Here is a 15918-nt window from a genome sequence, read left to right as displayed (position 1 = left end):
ATAAATTTTAATTATATAATGAGTTAAGAAATTATTTTATAGTTTAAAAAGAGAGGATATAGATAGAAATAAAGAAGGAAAAATTTAAAATAGAGATTGAAGTTTCCTACCTGAAAAAGGTAGGAAAGTGAAGAAAATTGACGTTGACTACTCAACCATCGCTTCAAGATCTTCTTTAGAAACCTTGTTAAAGTTTAGGTATTTGTAGATATCATCAGTCATTTCTGGCTTGATCTTATCTGATACAATTGCTAAATACTCTTCAGCTGTTGGGATCTTACCTTTAAGTGCAACCACCGCAGCAAGCTCAGCAGAACCAAGGTATACTTGAGAACCTTTACCAAGTCTGTTGTCGAAGTTTCTTGTTGATGTAGAGAATACCCATGCATTTTGCTTAACAGCTGCTTGGTTACCCATACATAGAGAACATCCTGGAGGCTCAATACGTGCACCAGCCATTCCGAATACTGAATAGTACCCCTCTTCTGTAAGTGTCTTCTCATCCATTTTCGTTGGAGGACAGATCCAAAGTTTAGTATCTACTTGACCTTCACCTCTAAGTACTTCTGCATTTGCTCTGAAAAGACCGATGTTTGTCATACAAGAACCAACAAATACTTCATCGATATCTGTTTTTAGCCCTGCTGCATGCACTTCAGAAAGTGTTTTAACGTCATCTGGATCGTTTGGACATGCTACGATCGGCTCTTTGATCTCAGACATGTTAATTTCGATCACCGCTGCATAATCAGCATCTGCATCTGCATCCAATAACACTGGATTAGCAATCCAGTCTCTCATTTTCTGTGCACGTCTTTCAAGTGTTGCTTTATCTTCGTAACCTTGAGCAATCAACTCTTCGATCAATGCGATGTTAGACTCTAAGTACTCAATGATAGGCTCTTTGTCAAGCTTAACTGTACATGCAGCAGCTGAACGCTCAGCAGATGCATCAGAAAGTTCAAATGCTTGCTCACACTTAAGTTGCTCAAGACCTTCGATCTCAAGTACACGTCCTGAGAAGATGTTCTTCTTACCAGCTTTTTCAACAGTCAAAAGACCATCTTTGATCGCTTGGTAAGGAATAGCATTTACCATATCTCTCAGTGTAATACCTGGTTGCATTTCACCTGTAAATCTTACAAGTACAGACTCAGGCATTGTAAGAGGCATCATACCTGTTACCGCTGCAAACGCAACAAGACCAGAACCAGCCGGGAATGAAATACCGATTGGGAATCTTGTGTGTGAATCCGCACCAGTACCTACTGTATCAGGAAGACACATTCTGTTTAGCCATGAGTGGATAACACCATCACCTGGTCTAAGTGTGAAACCTTTTCTCTCCGTCATAAACTGTGGAAGTGTATGGTGAAGTTTGATATCTGCTGGTTTTGGGTATGCAGATGTATGACAGAATGACTGAAGAACAAAGTCTGCACCAAAACTAAGTGCTGCAAGGTCTTTTACTTCATCTCTTGTCATTGCTCCAGTTGTATCTTGAGAACCAACAGTTGTACAAACCGGCTCACAGTAAACACCTGGTTTTACACCCTCAAGTCCACATGCTTTACCAACCATCTTTTGAGCAAGAGTAAATCCTTTACCGTTGTCAGCTGGTTGCTCAGGTGCCATGAATGCATCTGATGCACCAAGACCAAGTGCTTCTCTAGCTTTAGCCGTAAGACCTTTACCGATAATAAGTGGTACACGTCCACCAGCTCTCATCTCATCTGGGATTGTGTTTGGCTCAAGTTTAAATTCAGATACTACTGTACCGTTTTTCTCGATCACACCGTCAAAAGGCTTAAGTGTGATCACATCACCAGTCTCTAATTCACCTACCGGTGCTTGAATTGGTATACATCCTGAATCTTCTGCAGTGTTGAAGAAAATTGGAGCAATGATACCACCGATAACTACACCACCGGTTCTTTTTCCTGGAATACCTGGAATATCTGTACCCATGTGCCACTGTACTGAGTTGATACCTGATTTTCTTGATGAACCTGTACCTACAACATCACCAACGTATGCTAACGGGTTACCTTTTTTTCTAAGCTCATCCATAGTCTCAAGTGGGTTATCCATTCTATTCACTAGGAAGGAGTTGGCATGCAATGGAATATCTGCTCTTGTAAATGCTTCAGACGCTGGAGAAAGGTCATCAGTATTTGTTTCACCAGGGATTTTATATACAGTAAGTGTGATCTCTTTTTCCATCTCTGGCTTGTTGTAGAACCACTCTGCATTTGCCCAAGACTCTACGATCTCTTTTGCTTTTGCATTACCTTGATCCATAAGTGCTTTTACATCGTTAAATGCATCATATACAAGGATAGTGTTTTTAAGTTGATCAGCAGCTGTATCTGTAACTTCACCACCTATTTTAAGTGCTTCAACAAGTGGAGTAACGTTAAATCCACCTAGCATAGATCCAAGGATCTCACATGCTTTTACTGCATCGATAGCATCACAAGTTACATTACCTTGTACGATATCGTTTAAGAATGCTGCTTTTACATAAGCTGCATCATCTACACCCGCAGGTACTTTATTTTGGAACATATCCATTGCGTAATCGACATCAGCAATTGGACTTGTTTTTAATAGCTCAACAAGCTGTGCTGTTTGATCAGCAGTAAGTGCGAGTGGTGGAACACCTAACTCAGCACGCTCAGCCGTATGTGCTTTATACTCTTCTAATAAGGCCATTATGGTCTCCTGTGTAATTTTTGTGCTGTATATTAACAAAAAAATAGTTGATTTTGTGTTCTATAAGATGAAGATATGAATCAGATAATTTATTTGTATCGTATGGTTACATGAAAAGAGACCATTTAAGTCTCTTTTCAGGTTAAAATGGAGGTTTAGACGATTTCTCTGTTACCTTTTGCATTAGGTGCGCTTAATACACCCATCGCTTCAAGCTGTTCTATAATGTTTGCAGAACGGTTATAACCTATCTGTAGTTTACGCTGCAAGTAGGAGATAGACGTTTTCTTATCTGTCAACACCACTGACTTTGCCTCTTCATAAAGAGGATCAAGATCTATGTCTCCTCCCTCTCCTTCACTTGCAGTTACTCCACCCGCAACAAGGTAACTTTCATCATACTCAGGGACGCGTTGTGCTTTCAGGAACTCAACGATCTCTTCGATCTCTTCTTCTTTATTCCATGGTGCATGTAAACGTACCAGTCCTGTCGCACCAGGAGGAGTAAAGAGACCATCACCACGCCCAAGCAGACTTTCTGCCCCCATTGCATCCAAGATCACTTTAGAGTCTATACGTTGACCTACACGGTAGCTTAGTCTTGATGGAAGGTTGGCTTTGATGAGCCCTGTCACAACATCCACACTTGGTCTCTGCGTTGCAACAATAAGGTGTATGCCACTCGCTCTTGCCATTTGCGCCAATCTAGCTATGGAGTACTCTACCTCTTTTCCTCCATTCATCATCAAGTCAGCGAGCTCATCTATCACGACAACAATGAAAGGGAAAGGCTCTGCAGAACCGTCAGCTTTCACTTTTTCATTGTAATTATCAATGTTTTTTGTACGGTTCTCTGCCATCAATTTATAACGACGTTCCATCTCCCCTACCATGTTGGCAAGTGCCGCAATGGCTTTTTTAGGTTCAGTGATGACGGGTGTGATCAAATGCGGTATATCATTATAGATAGAAAATTCAAGCATCTTGGGATCAATCAGCATCAGCTTCAACTGATCAGGATCATTTCTATAGAGCAAGGAAAGGATCATCGCATTGATACCTACAGATTTACCCGATCCCGTGGTTCCTGCTATAAGCAGATGCGGAAGTTTTTTAATGTCTGTGATAAACGGTTTGCCTACGATATCTTTACCTAAAGCTACGGTTAAAGGAGAACTGGAGTTTTTAAATAGATCACTCTCAAGTATCTCACGAAGGTAAATGGTATCTACCGTTTCATTTGGTATCTCTATACCCACAACGTCACGCCCGGGAATTGGTGCCTGTATACGGATCGTTTCAGCAGAAAGTGCCATAGCAAGGTCATCCTGGAGGTTTAAGATCTTAGAAACTTTGACATTGGGTGCAGGCTTGAACTCAAATGTCGTAACCAAAGGGCCACTATAGGTGCGTACCACATCACCTTCTACTTTAAATTGTTCAAGTTTTGAGAGTAGCTCTTCTATCTTTCTATCTATCTCTGCTTCATTGACCTTTTTTGTTGTTTTCGGTGCTTTTTGTAAAAAATCCAGTTTAGGCAGTTTGAAATTTTTAGGCTTATCTACTTTTCCTTTTTCTATCTGCTCCATGAGTTTAGAGTTTTCTTCAAGCTCATTGATGATCTGAACATGGGACTTGCTTGTAGCGCCTTGGTCTAAAGAAGTATGCATTTCCATCTCATGTTCAAGTTCGAGTATTTCATTGAGTACAGGATCATCCACTTCATCCAATGCCTGTACTGTTTCTGGTTCTGTTTTCGTTAAAACCTTTTTTGGATCCGGCTTTCTTTTGACACGTTTTTTCTTTGGCTTTGCTTCTTCAAGTACAGGCATCATCTCATCTTCAAGAGAAGGTGAAGCAAAAGGGTTTGTAAATATCTTCTTCAAGACTCTTCCCAATATAGAGAACATACTTCCTACCCATGCAAAAGAGAATGAAACCTCAGGTCTTTTCATTTTAAATCGGGAGAAATCGAAATCATCATCGATAATAAATACCAAAGAGAGTGAGATAATCATCAACCAAAATAACCAGAGCCCCGCTTTACCGATAAACGGGTACAAGAATTCAACGATCTGTGTACCTATAAAACCTCTATATTGTACTTCCAATACCAAAGAGCTAAAGAGTATAAGTGCAATAAAGAAGAGTATCCATCCCAAATAAAAATCAATATCTTTTCTCACACGTGCATCGGTATAAAGTTTATAAAGCGGATAAAATAAAATAAAAATATTGATATATGCAAGGTACCCAAATAAATAGAGGTTGGTATCTCCTATTTTTTTCCCTATATCACCCACCAGTGCTGTCTCATGGAAGATTGTAGAAAATGCAGCATAAATAAAAAGTATGGCCGTAATAATAATTGTAATTTTCAATGCTATTCCTAAATTAATATTAAATAATGAAGATATTATAACAAATTAAAATAAATCCCTATGAAAAAGGGTCAAAATGTCATATTTTCACTCATCATAAAAGAACCATATATTTTAAACCCTGCCATCTCTTCTCTAGTTTTATGCTCGAAACCGACGCTTTTTTATACGATTTTTAAACCCTGTATTGATACGTAATCGAAGTCCTAGATAATAGGCGTGTGTGATCGCTTTTTTAAGTAGATAGGCAGTGTACCCTTTAACCTTGATATAGTTGAACATTTCACCTATTGCATATTTTCCACCCAGTGCGATAAAGACACCCGAGACATCAGCATCAAATGCCTGAGATTGCACACCGTCTATTCTTTGTCTAATGGTTTTTGCTACATACTCTGCACTTTTTTCGGCAATTTGTGCTGTGGGAGGCAAAATGTTACCTTCTGTGTCTTTGATCTCCACACAATCACCTATGGCAAAGACATTTTTCTGACCTTTAATATTGAGCTCCGGGTCGGCAATGAGTTGATTGATACGGTTTTTCTCATTCTCGATCTTATCATTGAGTGATGATGCTTTGATCCCACCCGTAAAGATCATAAAACTATAGGGTAGTTTTTCACCATTTTTAAAATGTACGTGTGTAGCGTCAACCGTGTTGATAAAAGTACCTGTGAGTATCTTGACACCCAATGCTTCTAATCTCTTCTTTGTATTGTCGATGCTGTATTGTCCCATACCTGGAAGTATGGTCTCACTTGCATCGATAAGATAGATATGTATCTCTTTTGCTGTATCACCGATCGTTTTACTGTAATTATCCAGCACATATGCCATCTCAGCAGCCACTTCTACTCCGCTAAGCCCTGCTCCACCCACAGCAATGTTAAGTTCCCCTTCGATAGAGCCCTCTTTATGCTGCAATTTTTGATAGATAAGGTTTTCAAACTTTATTCTGAAATTGTGTGCTCTTTCCAGATTTTTCACACCATAGCTGTTCTCTCTTAATCCCTCAATAAATGAAAAAAAGTTTGTTTTTGCACCTGTAGCAAGGATGAGATAATCATAAAAAAGGTCTGTCCCGTTTAAATGTATGCTCTTCTGCTCAAAATTGATAGACGTAGCCTCTTTATGGATGAACTTTACTCTTTCTTTAAATCCTTCACACCAATTCTTCAGATCGATCGCAACGTCATGCATGTCAAATTGACCTGCGATATAGCCATACGCCTCCGTTTGTAAATAATGGTAAGGATTTTTATCGATCAGAGTGATATCTATGTCTTCATATTTAGCCAGTGTTTCAATAGCTCTCAGTCCACCATAACCTCCGCCGATCACCAATACTTTTTTCATCATATCTCTCCCTAAGCGTTGCTTTATAGTCCATTTTACACTCTTAATATAAATTTAATGGCTTGTGATTGGATAATTTATAGATATTTTATACGATTATATTTGTCATCTACTAACCCTTCTTTAAGCTCCCTAGGAGTAAAATCCCTTCTGCATTTTATTATGCATGCCGCAGTGATGGAACTGGTAGACTTGGTAGACTCAAAATCTTCTGCCTTCGGGCGTGTCGGTTCGAATCCGACCTGCGGTACCACCAAAATATACATAATATACATGCGGGCGTAGCTCAGTGGCTAGAGTTCCTGCCTTCCAAGCAGGCTGTCGAGGGTTCGAATCCCTTCGCCCGCTCCACTTTCACAAATTATTTTACACACATGATCAATATGCGGGCGTAGCTCAGTGGTAGAGCATAACCTTGCCAAGGTTGGGGTCGACGGTTCGAACCCGTTCGCCCGCTCCATAACGATGCAATCTTTACCCCAATACAAACTCTTAATTTCTTTTGCTATAATCCCTTTTAATAAAAAATAAGGCATATCATGAAACTCGTTGTGGCAATTACCGGTGCAAGTGGTGTTCAATTGGGTAAGAAGTTTGTTGACTTTTTACCTGAGCACATCGATGCACATGTGATCGTTTCTGATAACGCCCTCACTGTAGAGTCTTTTGAAAACAAAAATGTGACGTTACACTCCAGTGAGAATATCGCAGCATCTATCTCGTCGGGTTCGTTTAGAGTGGATGTAACAGCGATCATTCCTTGCAGTATGAATACCTTGGCGAAGGTGGCCTGTGGGATAAGTGATAACCTCGCCACACGTGTCGCTGCTGTAGCAATCAAGGAGCAGAAGAAGTTGCTTCTTGCGCCCAGAGAGTTACCATTTTCTGCCATAGCATTGGAGAATATGCAAAAATTAGCCGCACTAGGAGTCATCATCGCACCGCCTGTGATGGGGTACTACTCTGAGTCATCTTCTCTGGAAGATATGGAAAAGTTTATCATTGGAAAGTGGTATGATGTGTTAGGTATTGACAATAATCTATATGAAAGATGGAGTGAACATGAATGAGAAAAGACGTGCAATATACCCTGGAACTTTTGATCCTATTACTAATGGGCATTTAGACATCATCACACGTGCCTGTCATATGTTTGATGAAATTATCGTTGCAGTGGCAGACTCAGAGGCTAAAAAACCAATGTTTACTCTTAACCAACGTATAAATATGGTAAAAGCTGCAACAAAGGACTTCTCTAAAATAAAAGTCATAGGGTTCCAAGGTCTTCTTGTAGATCTTTCAGATGAGTTAGATGCAAATATCCTCGTAAGAGGTCTTAGAGCGGTAAGTGACTTCGAGTATGAACTTCAAATGGGTTATGCCAATGCTTCACTCAAAAAAGAGTTAGAGACCGTTTATCTCATGCCAACATTGGAACATGCTTTTGTGAGCTCCTCTGTGGTTCGTTCCATCTTAAACTTTGATGGAAAAGTTGAACATCTTGTCCCAGAGGCAGCACTAGATCTTATAAAGTGTACACGCTAATGTATGTACTTTTTGAAGGTATAGACACATGTGGGAAGAGTACACAGATCGAACTTATCTCACAAAAACACCCTGAGATCATCATCACACATGAACCTGGTGGCACTGCATTTGGTAAAAAAGCCAGAGAGATACTCCTTTCTGATTCATTAGCGTCCAAACGTGCAGAACTTCTGCTTTTTTTAGCTGACAGAGCGGAACATTACCAAGAAGTGATCTCTCCAAATCAACATAAGGTCATCATTTCTGATAGAGGTTTTCTTTCTGGCATAGGGTACGCTCTCGCCAATGGTGATTTTGATTTTGATGAACTTGTGAGTCTCAACCGCTTTGCTCTTGAAGGCCATTTCCCAGACAAGGTCATCTTGTTTTTGACTGATATGAAAACGCTGGAAGCACGGACTTCTGTTAAATCTCTGGATGGCATTGAACTTAGAGGCTTGGAGTATCTTTTAAAGGTTCAAGAGCATATGAAACAAAGTATACTCAAACTTGGTATCCCTCATCTTTTTGTAGATGCGACAGAAGATATAGCAACGATACATACACAAATAACAGATTATTTAAGGAACACACTATGATCAATCCGCTTAGAGGCATGAAAGACCTTACTTTTGAAGAGAGTGAACGTTTTGAACATATCATCAACACTGCTACAAGTATTGCAAAGCGTTACGGTTATGGATATATCGAAACGCCTATTCTTGAAGAGACCGCACTCTTTAAACGTTCGGTAGGAGAAAGCTCTGATATTGTAGGGAAGGAGATGTACCAGTTCATCGATAAAGGTGAAAATGATGTCTGTATGCGTCCTGAAGGCACAGCAGGTGTGGTGCGTGCCTTTATCTCTGCAAAACTTGACCGCCAACCGGTCAAACAAAAGTTCTACTACTATGGACCGATGTTCCGTTATGAAAAACCGCAAAAAGGAAGACTCAGAGAGTTTCACCAGTTTGGATGTGAAAGTTTTGGCGAAGCATCTGTCTATGAAGATTTTATGATCATTTCGATGATCGCACAGATCTTTGATACACTCGGGATCGGCTATGAACTACAGATCAACTCACTCGGTTGTAAAATATGTATGCCAAAGTATAAAGAGACACTGGTTAGCTCTTTCACTGAAATCAAAGAGGAACTTTGTGAAGATTGTAACAGAAGAATAGGAACCAACCCTATCCGTGTACTTGACTGTAAAAATGATACATGTCAAACATTGCTTGTAGAGTCTCCTAAACTTAAAGACTACCTTTGTGAAGAGTGTGACCCGGACTTTAAAAAGCTTAAAGAGCTGCTGGATCAAGAAGGTATTAAATACACAGTTAATGACAACCTTGTAAGAGGTTTGGACTACTACTCAAAAACAGCATTTGAATTTGTAAGCAGTGAGATCGGTGCACAAAGTGCTATCGCAGGTGGCGGACGTTATGACAGGCTTGTTGAGTTCCTAGATGGAAAACCGACTCCTGCAGTAGGATTTGCTCTAGGTATCGAGCGTATTATGGAACTTGTGAAAATGCCTGAAAAAGAGGCTGAGGGTTACTATATGGGTGCGATGACTCCAGATGCTATCCCATCACTGCTCAAACTTGCAACAAAAAAACGTCTTACGGATAAAGTAACAGTTGAGTACAGCTCCAAAGGTTTTAAAAGCCATATGAAAGGTGTAGACCGATCCAATGCAAAATATGCTGTTCTCATCGGAGAAGATGAACTGAAAAATGGAACTGTATGGATAAAAGATCTTGAAACTAAAGAAGAGCGAGTCATTGCTATCAATGAACTCTAAATGATGATACGAAACCTAATAGGTTTCGTATTAATTTTTACAACTTAGAAGTTATACATTATACCTGCAAGGATAGCGTCACCATGTGGTCCTTCTATCAATGAATGTTCATACTCAGCTAGTAATTTATACTTTTCATTGAGTGCATATTCAATACCTGCTCCAAATACAAAATCATTTTCTCTCTCACTGATGTCAAGTTCTGAGATCTCTTCCCACTCGAACTCATATCCTACTTTCCCAAAAATACCCAGATTATGTGTCGCTTCATACGTGTATACAATGTCTAATGCTGATGTATGGTATGTTGATGTAGCTTCTACTTCTTCATGCGCTGTAATCTCATACACCGTATTCTTTCCATAGGTATAGTCATACTCAAGTGCAAATCCATTCCCAAGTCTGTATCCTACATCGATACCAAAACCGTAGCCATACTCATCATTGCCATCTAGGAGTGCCTCACCATGTTGGATCTCATCACCCAGTAGCATCATACCGGCAACTACAACATAAAACTTTGACTCTTCATGATGTCCATGTGCTTGCTCGACTTCTTCTAAAACTGGTTCATGTACCTTAACAGGAGCGAAATCTCCTCCGGCAAAAAGTTGTGTTGTCATGTGTGCTGAAAGTGCAGCTGCCACTAATGCTTTTTTCATCTATTTTTCCTTTGTTTGAATACAATCAAATAATTAATATTATAAATATTAATACGTATTAACTTAAATAAACAAATTTTACTGCATAAAAAGTGTTTTTTAATCAAATATCTTGATATTATTGAAATTTTTTACTTCTGCGCTCAATTTAATACATGAGGTGTATCAATTTTATTTAAGCCATTCCAACAGATCTTGACTGAGTTGAATGATCGCTTTATTGGTTGCAAGCGCATAGCCTTTCGCATCTGTCGTTGGTGTAGGCTCTTGGTAAGAAAATCTTTTACTTTTCACCAGTCTTCCCGTATCTGCATTGATGAGAGTAAATTGTATGGAGACCACAGCATAAGAGACTCTGCCTCGCACTTGATGTTCAAAATCAAAAATATTACTTTCCAATCTATAGTTTTCTTCAAGAGTTGACATATCTGAGAGTACGACTTTAAAGAGCCTGCTGTTATCTAAAACCTCAATGAAGGTACCTTGCAGAATTCTACTCATATGATTGGACCATTGAGAATTTTGGTATGTTCCTCTATCATTTGTTGTATAGGAAAACAGCATTTTTTCAGACAACGGTTCTTTGATACTTTGAGGGAAAGTCACTTTGATACTTTTATCTTTATACGCACGGGCAGTCTCTGTTTGGACCTGAGGAATATTGAGACTATATACGTTGATCACAGGTGCTTTACTGCATCCTATCAATCCTGCTGCTATCATCATAGTTACTATAAACGGAAGTGTACTATTTCTCATTCCCCCGGTCCTTTTCTTGATTTTCTGGATTTAAAAAGCAACTCACTAGGATTTTGTTCGAGTTGTCTTGACATGGCAGTAAGCTGATTGGTCAGTATGCGTATCTCTATGAGCATAGGTTCAAAAATCTGTTTTAGATTATAATCTCCTCTGTTTATAGTATTCTCAACTTTGAGTGTCACACGATTGAAATTCTTACTTGTTTCCATCAATTTATCGATGGTAGGCACAGTCACTTCTTTGATCTCTGCAAAATCTTGTTGTATCTGTTTGAAATCTCTATTCATATTTGCCAAAGATACTCTGAATTCATCAAGAGAGAGTATCACTTTTTCTTCCACCTCTTCACCTCTGGCTGTCATTTGTTCTATATTACCAAGAATATCTCCCAACGTTTCAATATTATGATCTGAAAGCAGTTTTTGACTCTGCAGTAAAAGCGCTTCAATTCTTCCGCTCGCTCCACCAATGTCACCTGTTAACTTTGTAAGGAAGGAAGGTTTTGTCTTAATAAGCGGGATATAGTCTTCTGTAGGCTCTAAGGTTTTAGCTGCATTTGTACCGCCATCGATCTCTATAGACAAAAGTCCCGTAACACCAAACATGGCTGTATATGCTACCATATCTTCTTTAATAGGTATGCCTTTTTTTATTTTGACGAATATTTCAACTTTTTCTATATCTTGAGGATTAATGCGTATAGCACTGACACTGCCGATATCTACACCACGTAATTTTACATTAGAGTCTATGGAAAGGCCTGAAACAGACTCATGCATCTCAAGTTTATAGGTATCAAATTCTTCTTGCAGATCATATTTAGCAAGCCAAAAAGCAAACCATACCATACCTGCACCAAAAAGCACTACGAAGATTCCCACAATGGTATAATTGACTCTGCTATACATCTTTTACCTTGTCCTTAAATCTCTCTTTTGTGTACTCATTCTTAAAGAATTTTTCTACAAAGGGATGTTGTGATTGTAACACATTTTCCAATGACCCCTGTGCAACCACATGTTTATCTGCCAAAACGGCCATCCTGTCTACAATACTGAAAATACTCTCAAGATCATGCGTGATCATGACGACAGTGATACCTAACAGATCACGTAATTCCACAATAAGTGCATCAAAATTTCGTGCGCCTATGGGATCTAATCCCGATGTAGGTTCATCTAAAAAAAGGAGCTTGGGCTCCATTGCCAATGCTCTTGCAAGCGCTGCACGTTTTACCATCCCTCCACTGAGCTCGGAAGGATACAAACTACCCACATGGGGTTCTAATCCTACCAGTGCCAACTTGGATTGTACCAATCCATCTCTCATCACTTTCGAAAGGTCGGTATACTCCTTCAGCTGCACTTCTATATTTTCTGCGATCGTCAAAGAAGAGTACAGTGCGCCAAACTGGAAAAGTACACCCCAGTCACTGCGTAAGGCCTGTGCATATTTAAAACTTATACTGCTTAAGGATTTATCCAAAACAGTTATTTCCCCTGCACTCGGTTCAAGGAGCATGATCATCTCTTTCATGAGTACTGATTTTCCTGAACCGCTTTCACCCAGAATAGCATAGATCTCATTTTCATCAATATGAAGACTCACCCCATCATGAATCGTTCTTTCACCAAATCGTGTTATGACATCTTTCACTTGAATGACCGTATTCATAATCCAAGCTCCGTAAATATCACTGAGAATAGTGCATCAAAAGCAATCACCAAAAAGATGGAATTCACCACTGACGCTGTCGTATGAAGCCCTACACTCTCTGTACTGTAAGAGACTTGGAATCCTCTAAAACACCCTACAGCAGCAATGAGAAATGCAAAAACCGGTCCCTTCATCATACCCAGTAAATAATGTTTCACTTCCAACACTTCATAAAGTCTTTGGGTAAACAATCCCATAGAAATATCCAATTGCATACTCGCAGCGACCATACCACCCAAAATACCTATCAGATCAGCAAAGAAGATCAACAATGGGAGGGCAACCATTAAAGCAAAGATACGCGGAAGTACCAAAAAAGTATAAGGGTCAAAACCCATAGTACGCATGGCGGCTATCTCTTCTGTAATTTTCATGGCCCCTATTTCAGCAGTATAGGCAGAACCACTACGTCCTGCAATCACAATAGCAGTGATCATAGGTCCCAACTCCCTGGTAATGGATATCGCGACCGTATCTACGATGAAAATATCTGCACCGAATTTGGCTAACTGAACTGAGCCCTGATAGGAAATAACCATCCCGACTAAAAATGACGTTAAGGCTATGATAATAATGGCATTAAACCCTGATTGATGAATATGATAGATGGTTTCTTTAAAACGTATATCTTTAGGTTTTACAAAGGTATGAAACATCGCATAAAAGAGATGTCCTAAAAAGGTAATGAAACTCTTGATATCATCCAATATCTCATAAGTTCTTTTACCCAGGTTTTCAAACATACCTTTTTTTCTAGGAAGTTCATTCTCCGGGATATTTCTATTCAGAAGCGTATACATATCTTTTTGATTCTCTGTATAACCTACGATCTCCACATCAGTTTCATTTTGAAATCGTTTATAGTATTCTATAAAAAGCAGTACCCCTGCACTGTCAAAATCACTGATACCTGAAACATCCCACACGATCTTTTTATCAATAGGAATTTGGAGCAGTTCCTTTTCTATTTGAAGCACAGTGCCAAGCATCCATTCTCCTGTAGAGATAAGCTTAAGGTGATGTTGATCTGCTTCATAGGTTAAGAACTGTTTCATCATAAGAAATATTATAGGTAAGATTAGATTAAGTTTGGCTATAATTATCATAATTAAACAGCAAGGTACTATTATGAAAAATTTTGGTTTAGACATTTGGGGTGATGAAAACTTTATCATTCAGGGTGAGACTATCAATATCAATCATGCGTCTAAACCATCATTGCTCTCGATCACACAGGAGATACGTGAAAAAGGCTATAAAGGGCCTTTGCTTCTTCGTTTCCCTCATCTCTTAGAAAAACAGATCTCTACACTCTTTAACACTTTTGAAAAAGCCAAAGAGGAATTTAAATACAAAGGGAATTTTCAAGCTGTTTTTCCCCTAAAGGTCAATCAATTTCCGAATTTTGTGCATGCTCTTATGGATGTTTCTAAAAATTACAACTATGGCCTTGAAGCAGGAAGTAAAGCCGAACTGATCATTGCGATGACGAAAACGCCTCTGGGCGCACCTATTACAGTCAATGGTTTTAAAGACAAAGAGATGATATCACTCTGTTTCATCGCAGCAAAGATGGGACACAACATCACAGTCACCATAGAAGGTTTGACAGAGTTAGAGACGATCATCCAGGTGAATGATGAATTTAATACCGGAGCGGAGACACCTATTGCACCTAAGATAGGGGTACGTATACGCCTACACAGTTCAGGTATAGGTATCTGGGCAAAAAGTGGAGGCTACGGTTCTAAATTCGGGCTTACTTCCACCGAGCTTCTTGAAGCCTATGAAATGCTAAAGAAACATGATCTACTACACTACCTCTGGATGATCCACTTTCATATAGGTTCACAGATGGGAGACATCGCTCCACTTAAAAAAGCGTTGAGAGAAGCCGGAAACATTTATGCAGATCTCAAAAACCGTGGGGCTGATGCACTTGGAGCGATCAACATTGGTGGAGGCCTTGCTGTTGAATACAGCCAACATGAAGATAAACAAGAAAGAAACTATTCTCTACGTGAGTTTGCTAATGATGTGGTTTTTCTTATGCAGGATATTTCCAAAAGAAAAGGTGTAGAGGAGCCGGATATCTTTACCGAATCGGGACGATATGTCGCCGCTTCCCACTCTGTGCTTATTGCACCGGTACTTGAACTCTTCTCCCAAGAGTATACAGAGAAAGGACTGCGTCTTAAAGAGGTTAACCCTCCGCTGGTAGAAGAACTTTATGATCTTTTTAACTCTTTAAGCCGTGAACGGGCCAGAGAATACCTGCATGATGCACTTGATCATATGGAAAGCCTTCTCACGCTCTTTGATCTAGGATACATTGACCTTGAAGACCGTTCAAATACAGAGATACTTGTCAACCTTATCATCAAAAAATCTATCGCCTTACTCAAAGATGAAGACAGTGATGAACTCAAAAAACTGCAAGACCGTATACAGGAAAAATACCTTGTCAATTTCTCAGCGTTCCAGTCACTGCCTGACTTTTGGGGTCTGGCACAACACTTTCCAATTATGCCTTTAGATCGCCTGGATACCAAACCTACCAACCCTGCAAGCATTTGGGATATCACCTGCGACAGTGATGGAGAAATAGGTTTTAATCGTGAATTCCCACTCTACCTGCATGATATCGATGTGGATACAGAAGAGTACTTTTTAGCCTTTTTCCTTACAGGAGCATATCAAGAGGTCTTGGGCATGAAACATAACCTCTTTACACACCCTACTGAAGTAGTGATCCATTTTGATGAAGAAGGAAAACATACTATAGATAATCTGATCGAAGCACAAAACATTATGGATATTTTAGATGATTTGGATTATGATACGTATCTTATGGATAAAACACTCAAATATCATATAGAAGAATCTGAACATCTCGGCCATGAAGAAAAACGTGAACTTTTAGGGAAGCTTTACCTTTATTTAAGTGAAAACAGCTATCTTAAGACCATACAAGCCATTGACGAGGAGCGTTAGT

At 39.4% G+C, this 15918-nt stretch carries 13 protein-coding genes and 3 tRNA genes; 8 read left to right on the top strand and 8 right to left on the bottom strand.

The features are described 5' to 3' along the window. Positions 1-147: 147 nt before the first annotated feature. The 3 genes from acnB to LDM93_RS01025 all read right to left on the bottom strand — a co-directional run bounded on the left by acnB (position 148) and on the right by LDM93_RS01025 (position 6455). Positions 148-2715 (bottom strand): bifunctional aconitate hydratase 2/2-methylisocitrate dehydratase, encoded by a 2568-nt coding sequence (acnB, locus tag LDM93_RS01035; protein ID WP_223890064.1) that lies wholly within the window; start codon positions 2713-2715, stop codon positions 148-150. 155 nt (positions 2716-2870) lie between these two features. Then, positions 2871-5096, bottom strand: coding sequence for a DNA translocase FtsK (locus LDM93_RS01030; RefSeq protein ID WP_223890063.1), 2226 nt, complete (start codon positions 5094-5096; stop codon positions 2871-2873). Between the two features lie 141 nt (positions 5097-5237). After that, positions 5238-6455 carry an NAD(P)/FAD-dependent oxidoreductase gene (locus tag LDM93_RS01025; protein ID WP_223890061.1) on the bottom strand — a complete coding sequence of 406 codons (1218 nt, stop codon included), beginning with the start codon at positions 6453-6455 and terminating at the stop codon, positions 5238-5240. A gap of 165 nt (positions 6456-6620) precedes the next feature. Here LDM93_RS01025 and LDM93_RS01020 point away from each other — a divergent pair. The 7 genes from LDM93_RS01020 to hisS all read left to right on the top strand — a co-directional run bounded on the left by LDM93_RS01020 (position 6621) and on the right by hisS (position 9786). Continuing rightward, positions 6621-6705, top strand: a tRNA-Leu gene (locus tag LDM93_RS01020). Between the two features lie 22 nt (positions 6706-6727). Then, positions 6728-6803 (top strand) — tRNA-Gly (locus tag LDM93_RS01015). Positions 6804-6837: 34 nt separating this feature from the next. Continuing rightward, positions 6838-6912, top strand: a tRNA-Gly gene (locus LDM93_RS01010). A 79-nt stretch (positions 6913-6991) separates the two neighbouring features. After that, positions 6992-7522: a UbiX family flavin prenyltransferase gene (locus tag LDM93_RS01005; RefSeq protein WP_223890060.1), complete on the top strand. Its 531-nt coding sequence runs from the start codon at positions 6992-6994 to the stop codon at positions 7520-7522. Then, a complete protein-coding gene (coaD, locus tag LDM93_RS01000; protein ID WP_223890057.1) occupies positions 7515-7997 on the top strand; it encodes a pantetheine-phosphate adenylyltransferase in 483 nt (160 codons plus the stop codon). Before LDM93_RS01005 ends, coaD begins: the two co-directional genes overlap by 8 nt. After that, positions 7997-8578, top strand: a complete 582-nt coding sequence (gene tmk, locus LDM93_RS00995; protein ID WP_223890055.1) for a dTMP kinase — start codon at positions 7997-7999, stop codon at positions 8576-8578. The genes coaD and tmk overlap by 1 nt, the downstream gene beginning before the upstream one ends. After that, positions 8575-9786 (top strand): histidine--tRNA ligase, encoded by a 1212-nt coding sequence (gene hisS / locus LDM93_RS00990; protein WP_223890053.1) that lies wholly within the window; start codon positions 8575-8577, stop codon positions 9784-9786. The genes tmk and hisS overlap by 4 nt, the downstream gene beginning before the upstream one ends. Before the next feature lie 44 nt (positions 9787-9830). Here the strand turns inward: hisS and LDM93_RS00985 are convergent, their stop codons facing one another. From LDM93_RS00985 to LDM93_RS00965, 5 genes are all read right to left on the bottom strand, one after another. Continuing rightward, a complete protein-coding gene (locus LDM93_RS00985; protein WP_223890051.1) occupies positions 9831-10448 on the bottom strand; it encodes a porin family protein in 618 nt (205 codons plus the stop codon). A gap of 171 nt (positions 10449-10619) precedes the next feature. Beyond that, positions 10620-11207, bottom strand: a complete 588-nt coding sequence (locus LDM93_RS00980; RefSeq protein WP_223890049.1) for an ABC-type transport auxiliary lipoprotein family protein — start codon at positions 11205-11207, stop codon at positions 10620-10622. Continuing rightward, positions 11204-12115, bottom strand: coding sequence for an MlaD family protein (locus tag LDM93_RS00975; RefSeq protein WP_223890048.1), 912 nt, complete (start codon positions 12113-12115; stop codon positions 11204-11206). The genes LDM93_RS00980 and LDM93_RS00975 overlap by 4 nt, the downstream gene beginning before the upstream one ends. Next, positions 12108-12881: an ABC transporter ATP-binding protein gene (locus LDM93_RS00970; protein WP_223890047.1), complete on the bottom strand. Its 774-nt coding sequence runs from the start codon at positions 12879-12881 to the stop codon at positions 12108-12110. The genes LDM93_RS00975 and LDM93_RS00970 overlap by 8 nt, the downstream gene beginning before the upstream one ends. Further along, entirely contained in the window at positions 12878-13981 is a 1104-nt protein-coding gene (locus LDM93_RS00965; RefSeq protein WP_223890046.1) for an ABC transporter permease, read from the bottom strand. Before LDM93_RS00965 ends, LDM93_RS00970 begins: the two co-directional genes overlap by 4 nt. Before the next feature lie 70 nt (positions 13982-14051). Here LDM93_RS00965 and speA point away from each other — a divergent pair, with 70 nt between their 5' ends. Then, complete coding sequence (gene speA / locus LDM93_RS00960; protein ID WP_223890045.1) at positions 14052-15917, top strand: biosynthetic arginine decarboxylase; 1866 nt, start codon at positions 14052-14054, stop codon at positions 15915-15917. Position 15918 lies beyond the last annotated feature (1 nt).

Origin of the sequence: Sulfurovum sp. TSL6, from assembly GCF_019972115.1 — a bacterium.
In the GTDB taxonomy this organism is placed as follows: domain Bacteria; phylum Campylobacterota; class Campylobacteria; order Campylobacterales; family Sulfurovaceae; genus Sulfurovum.
The sequence above is the reverse complement of the archived record's forward strand: the minus strand, read 5'-3'. Positions and strand labels throughout refer to the sequence as shown.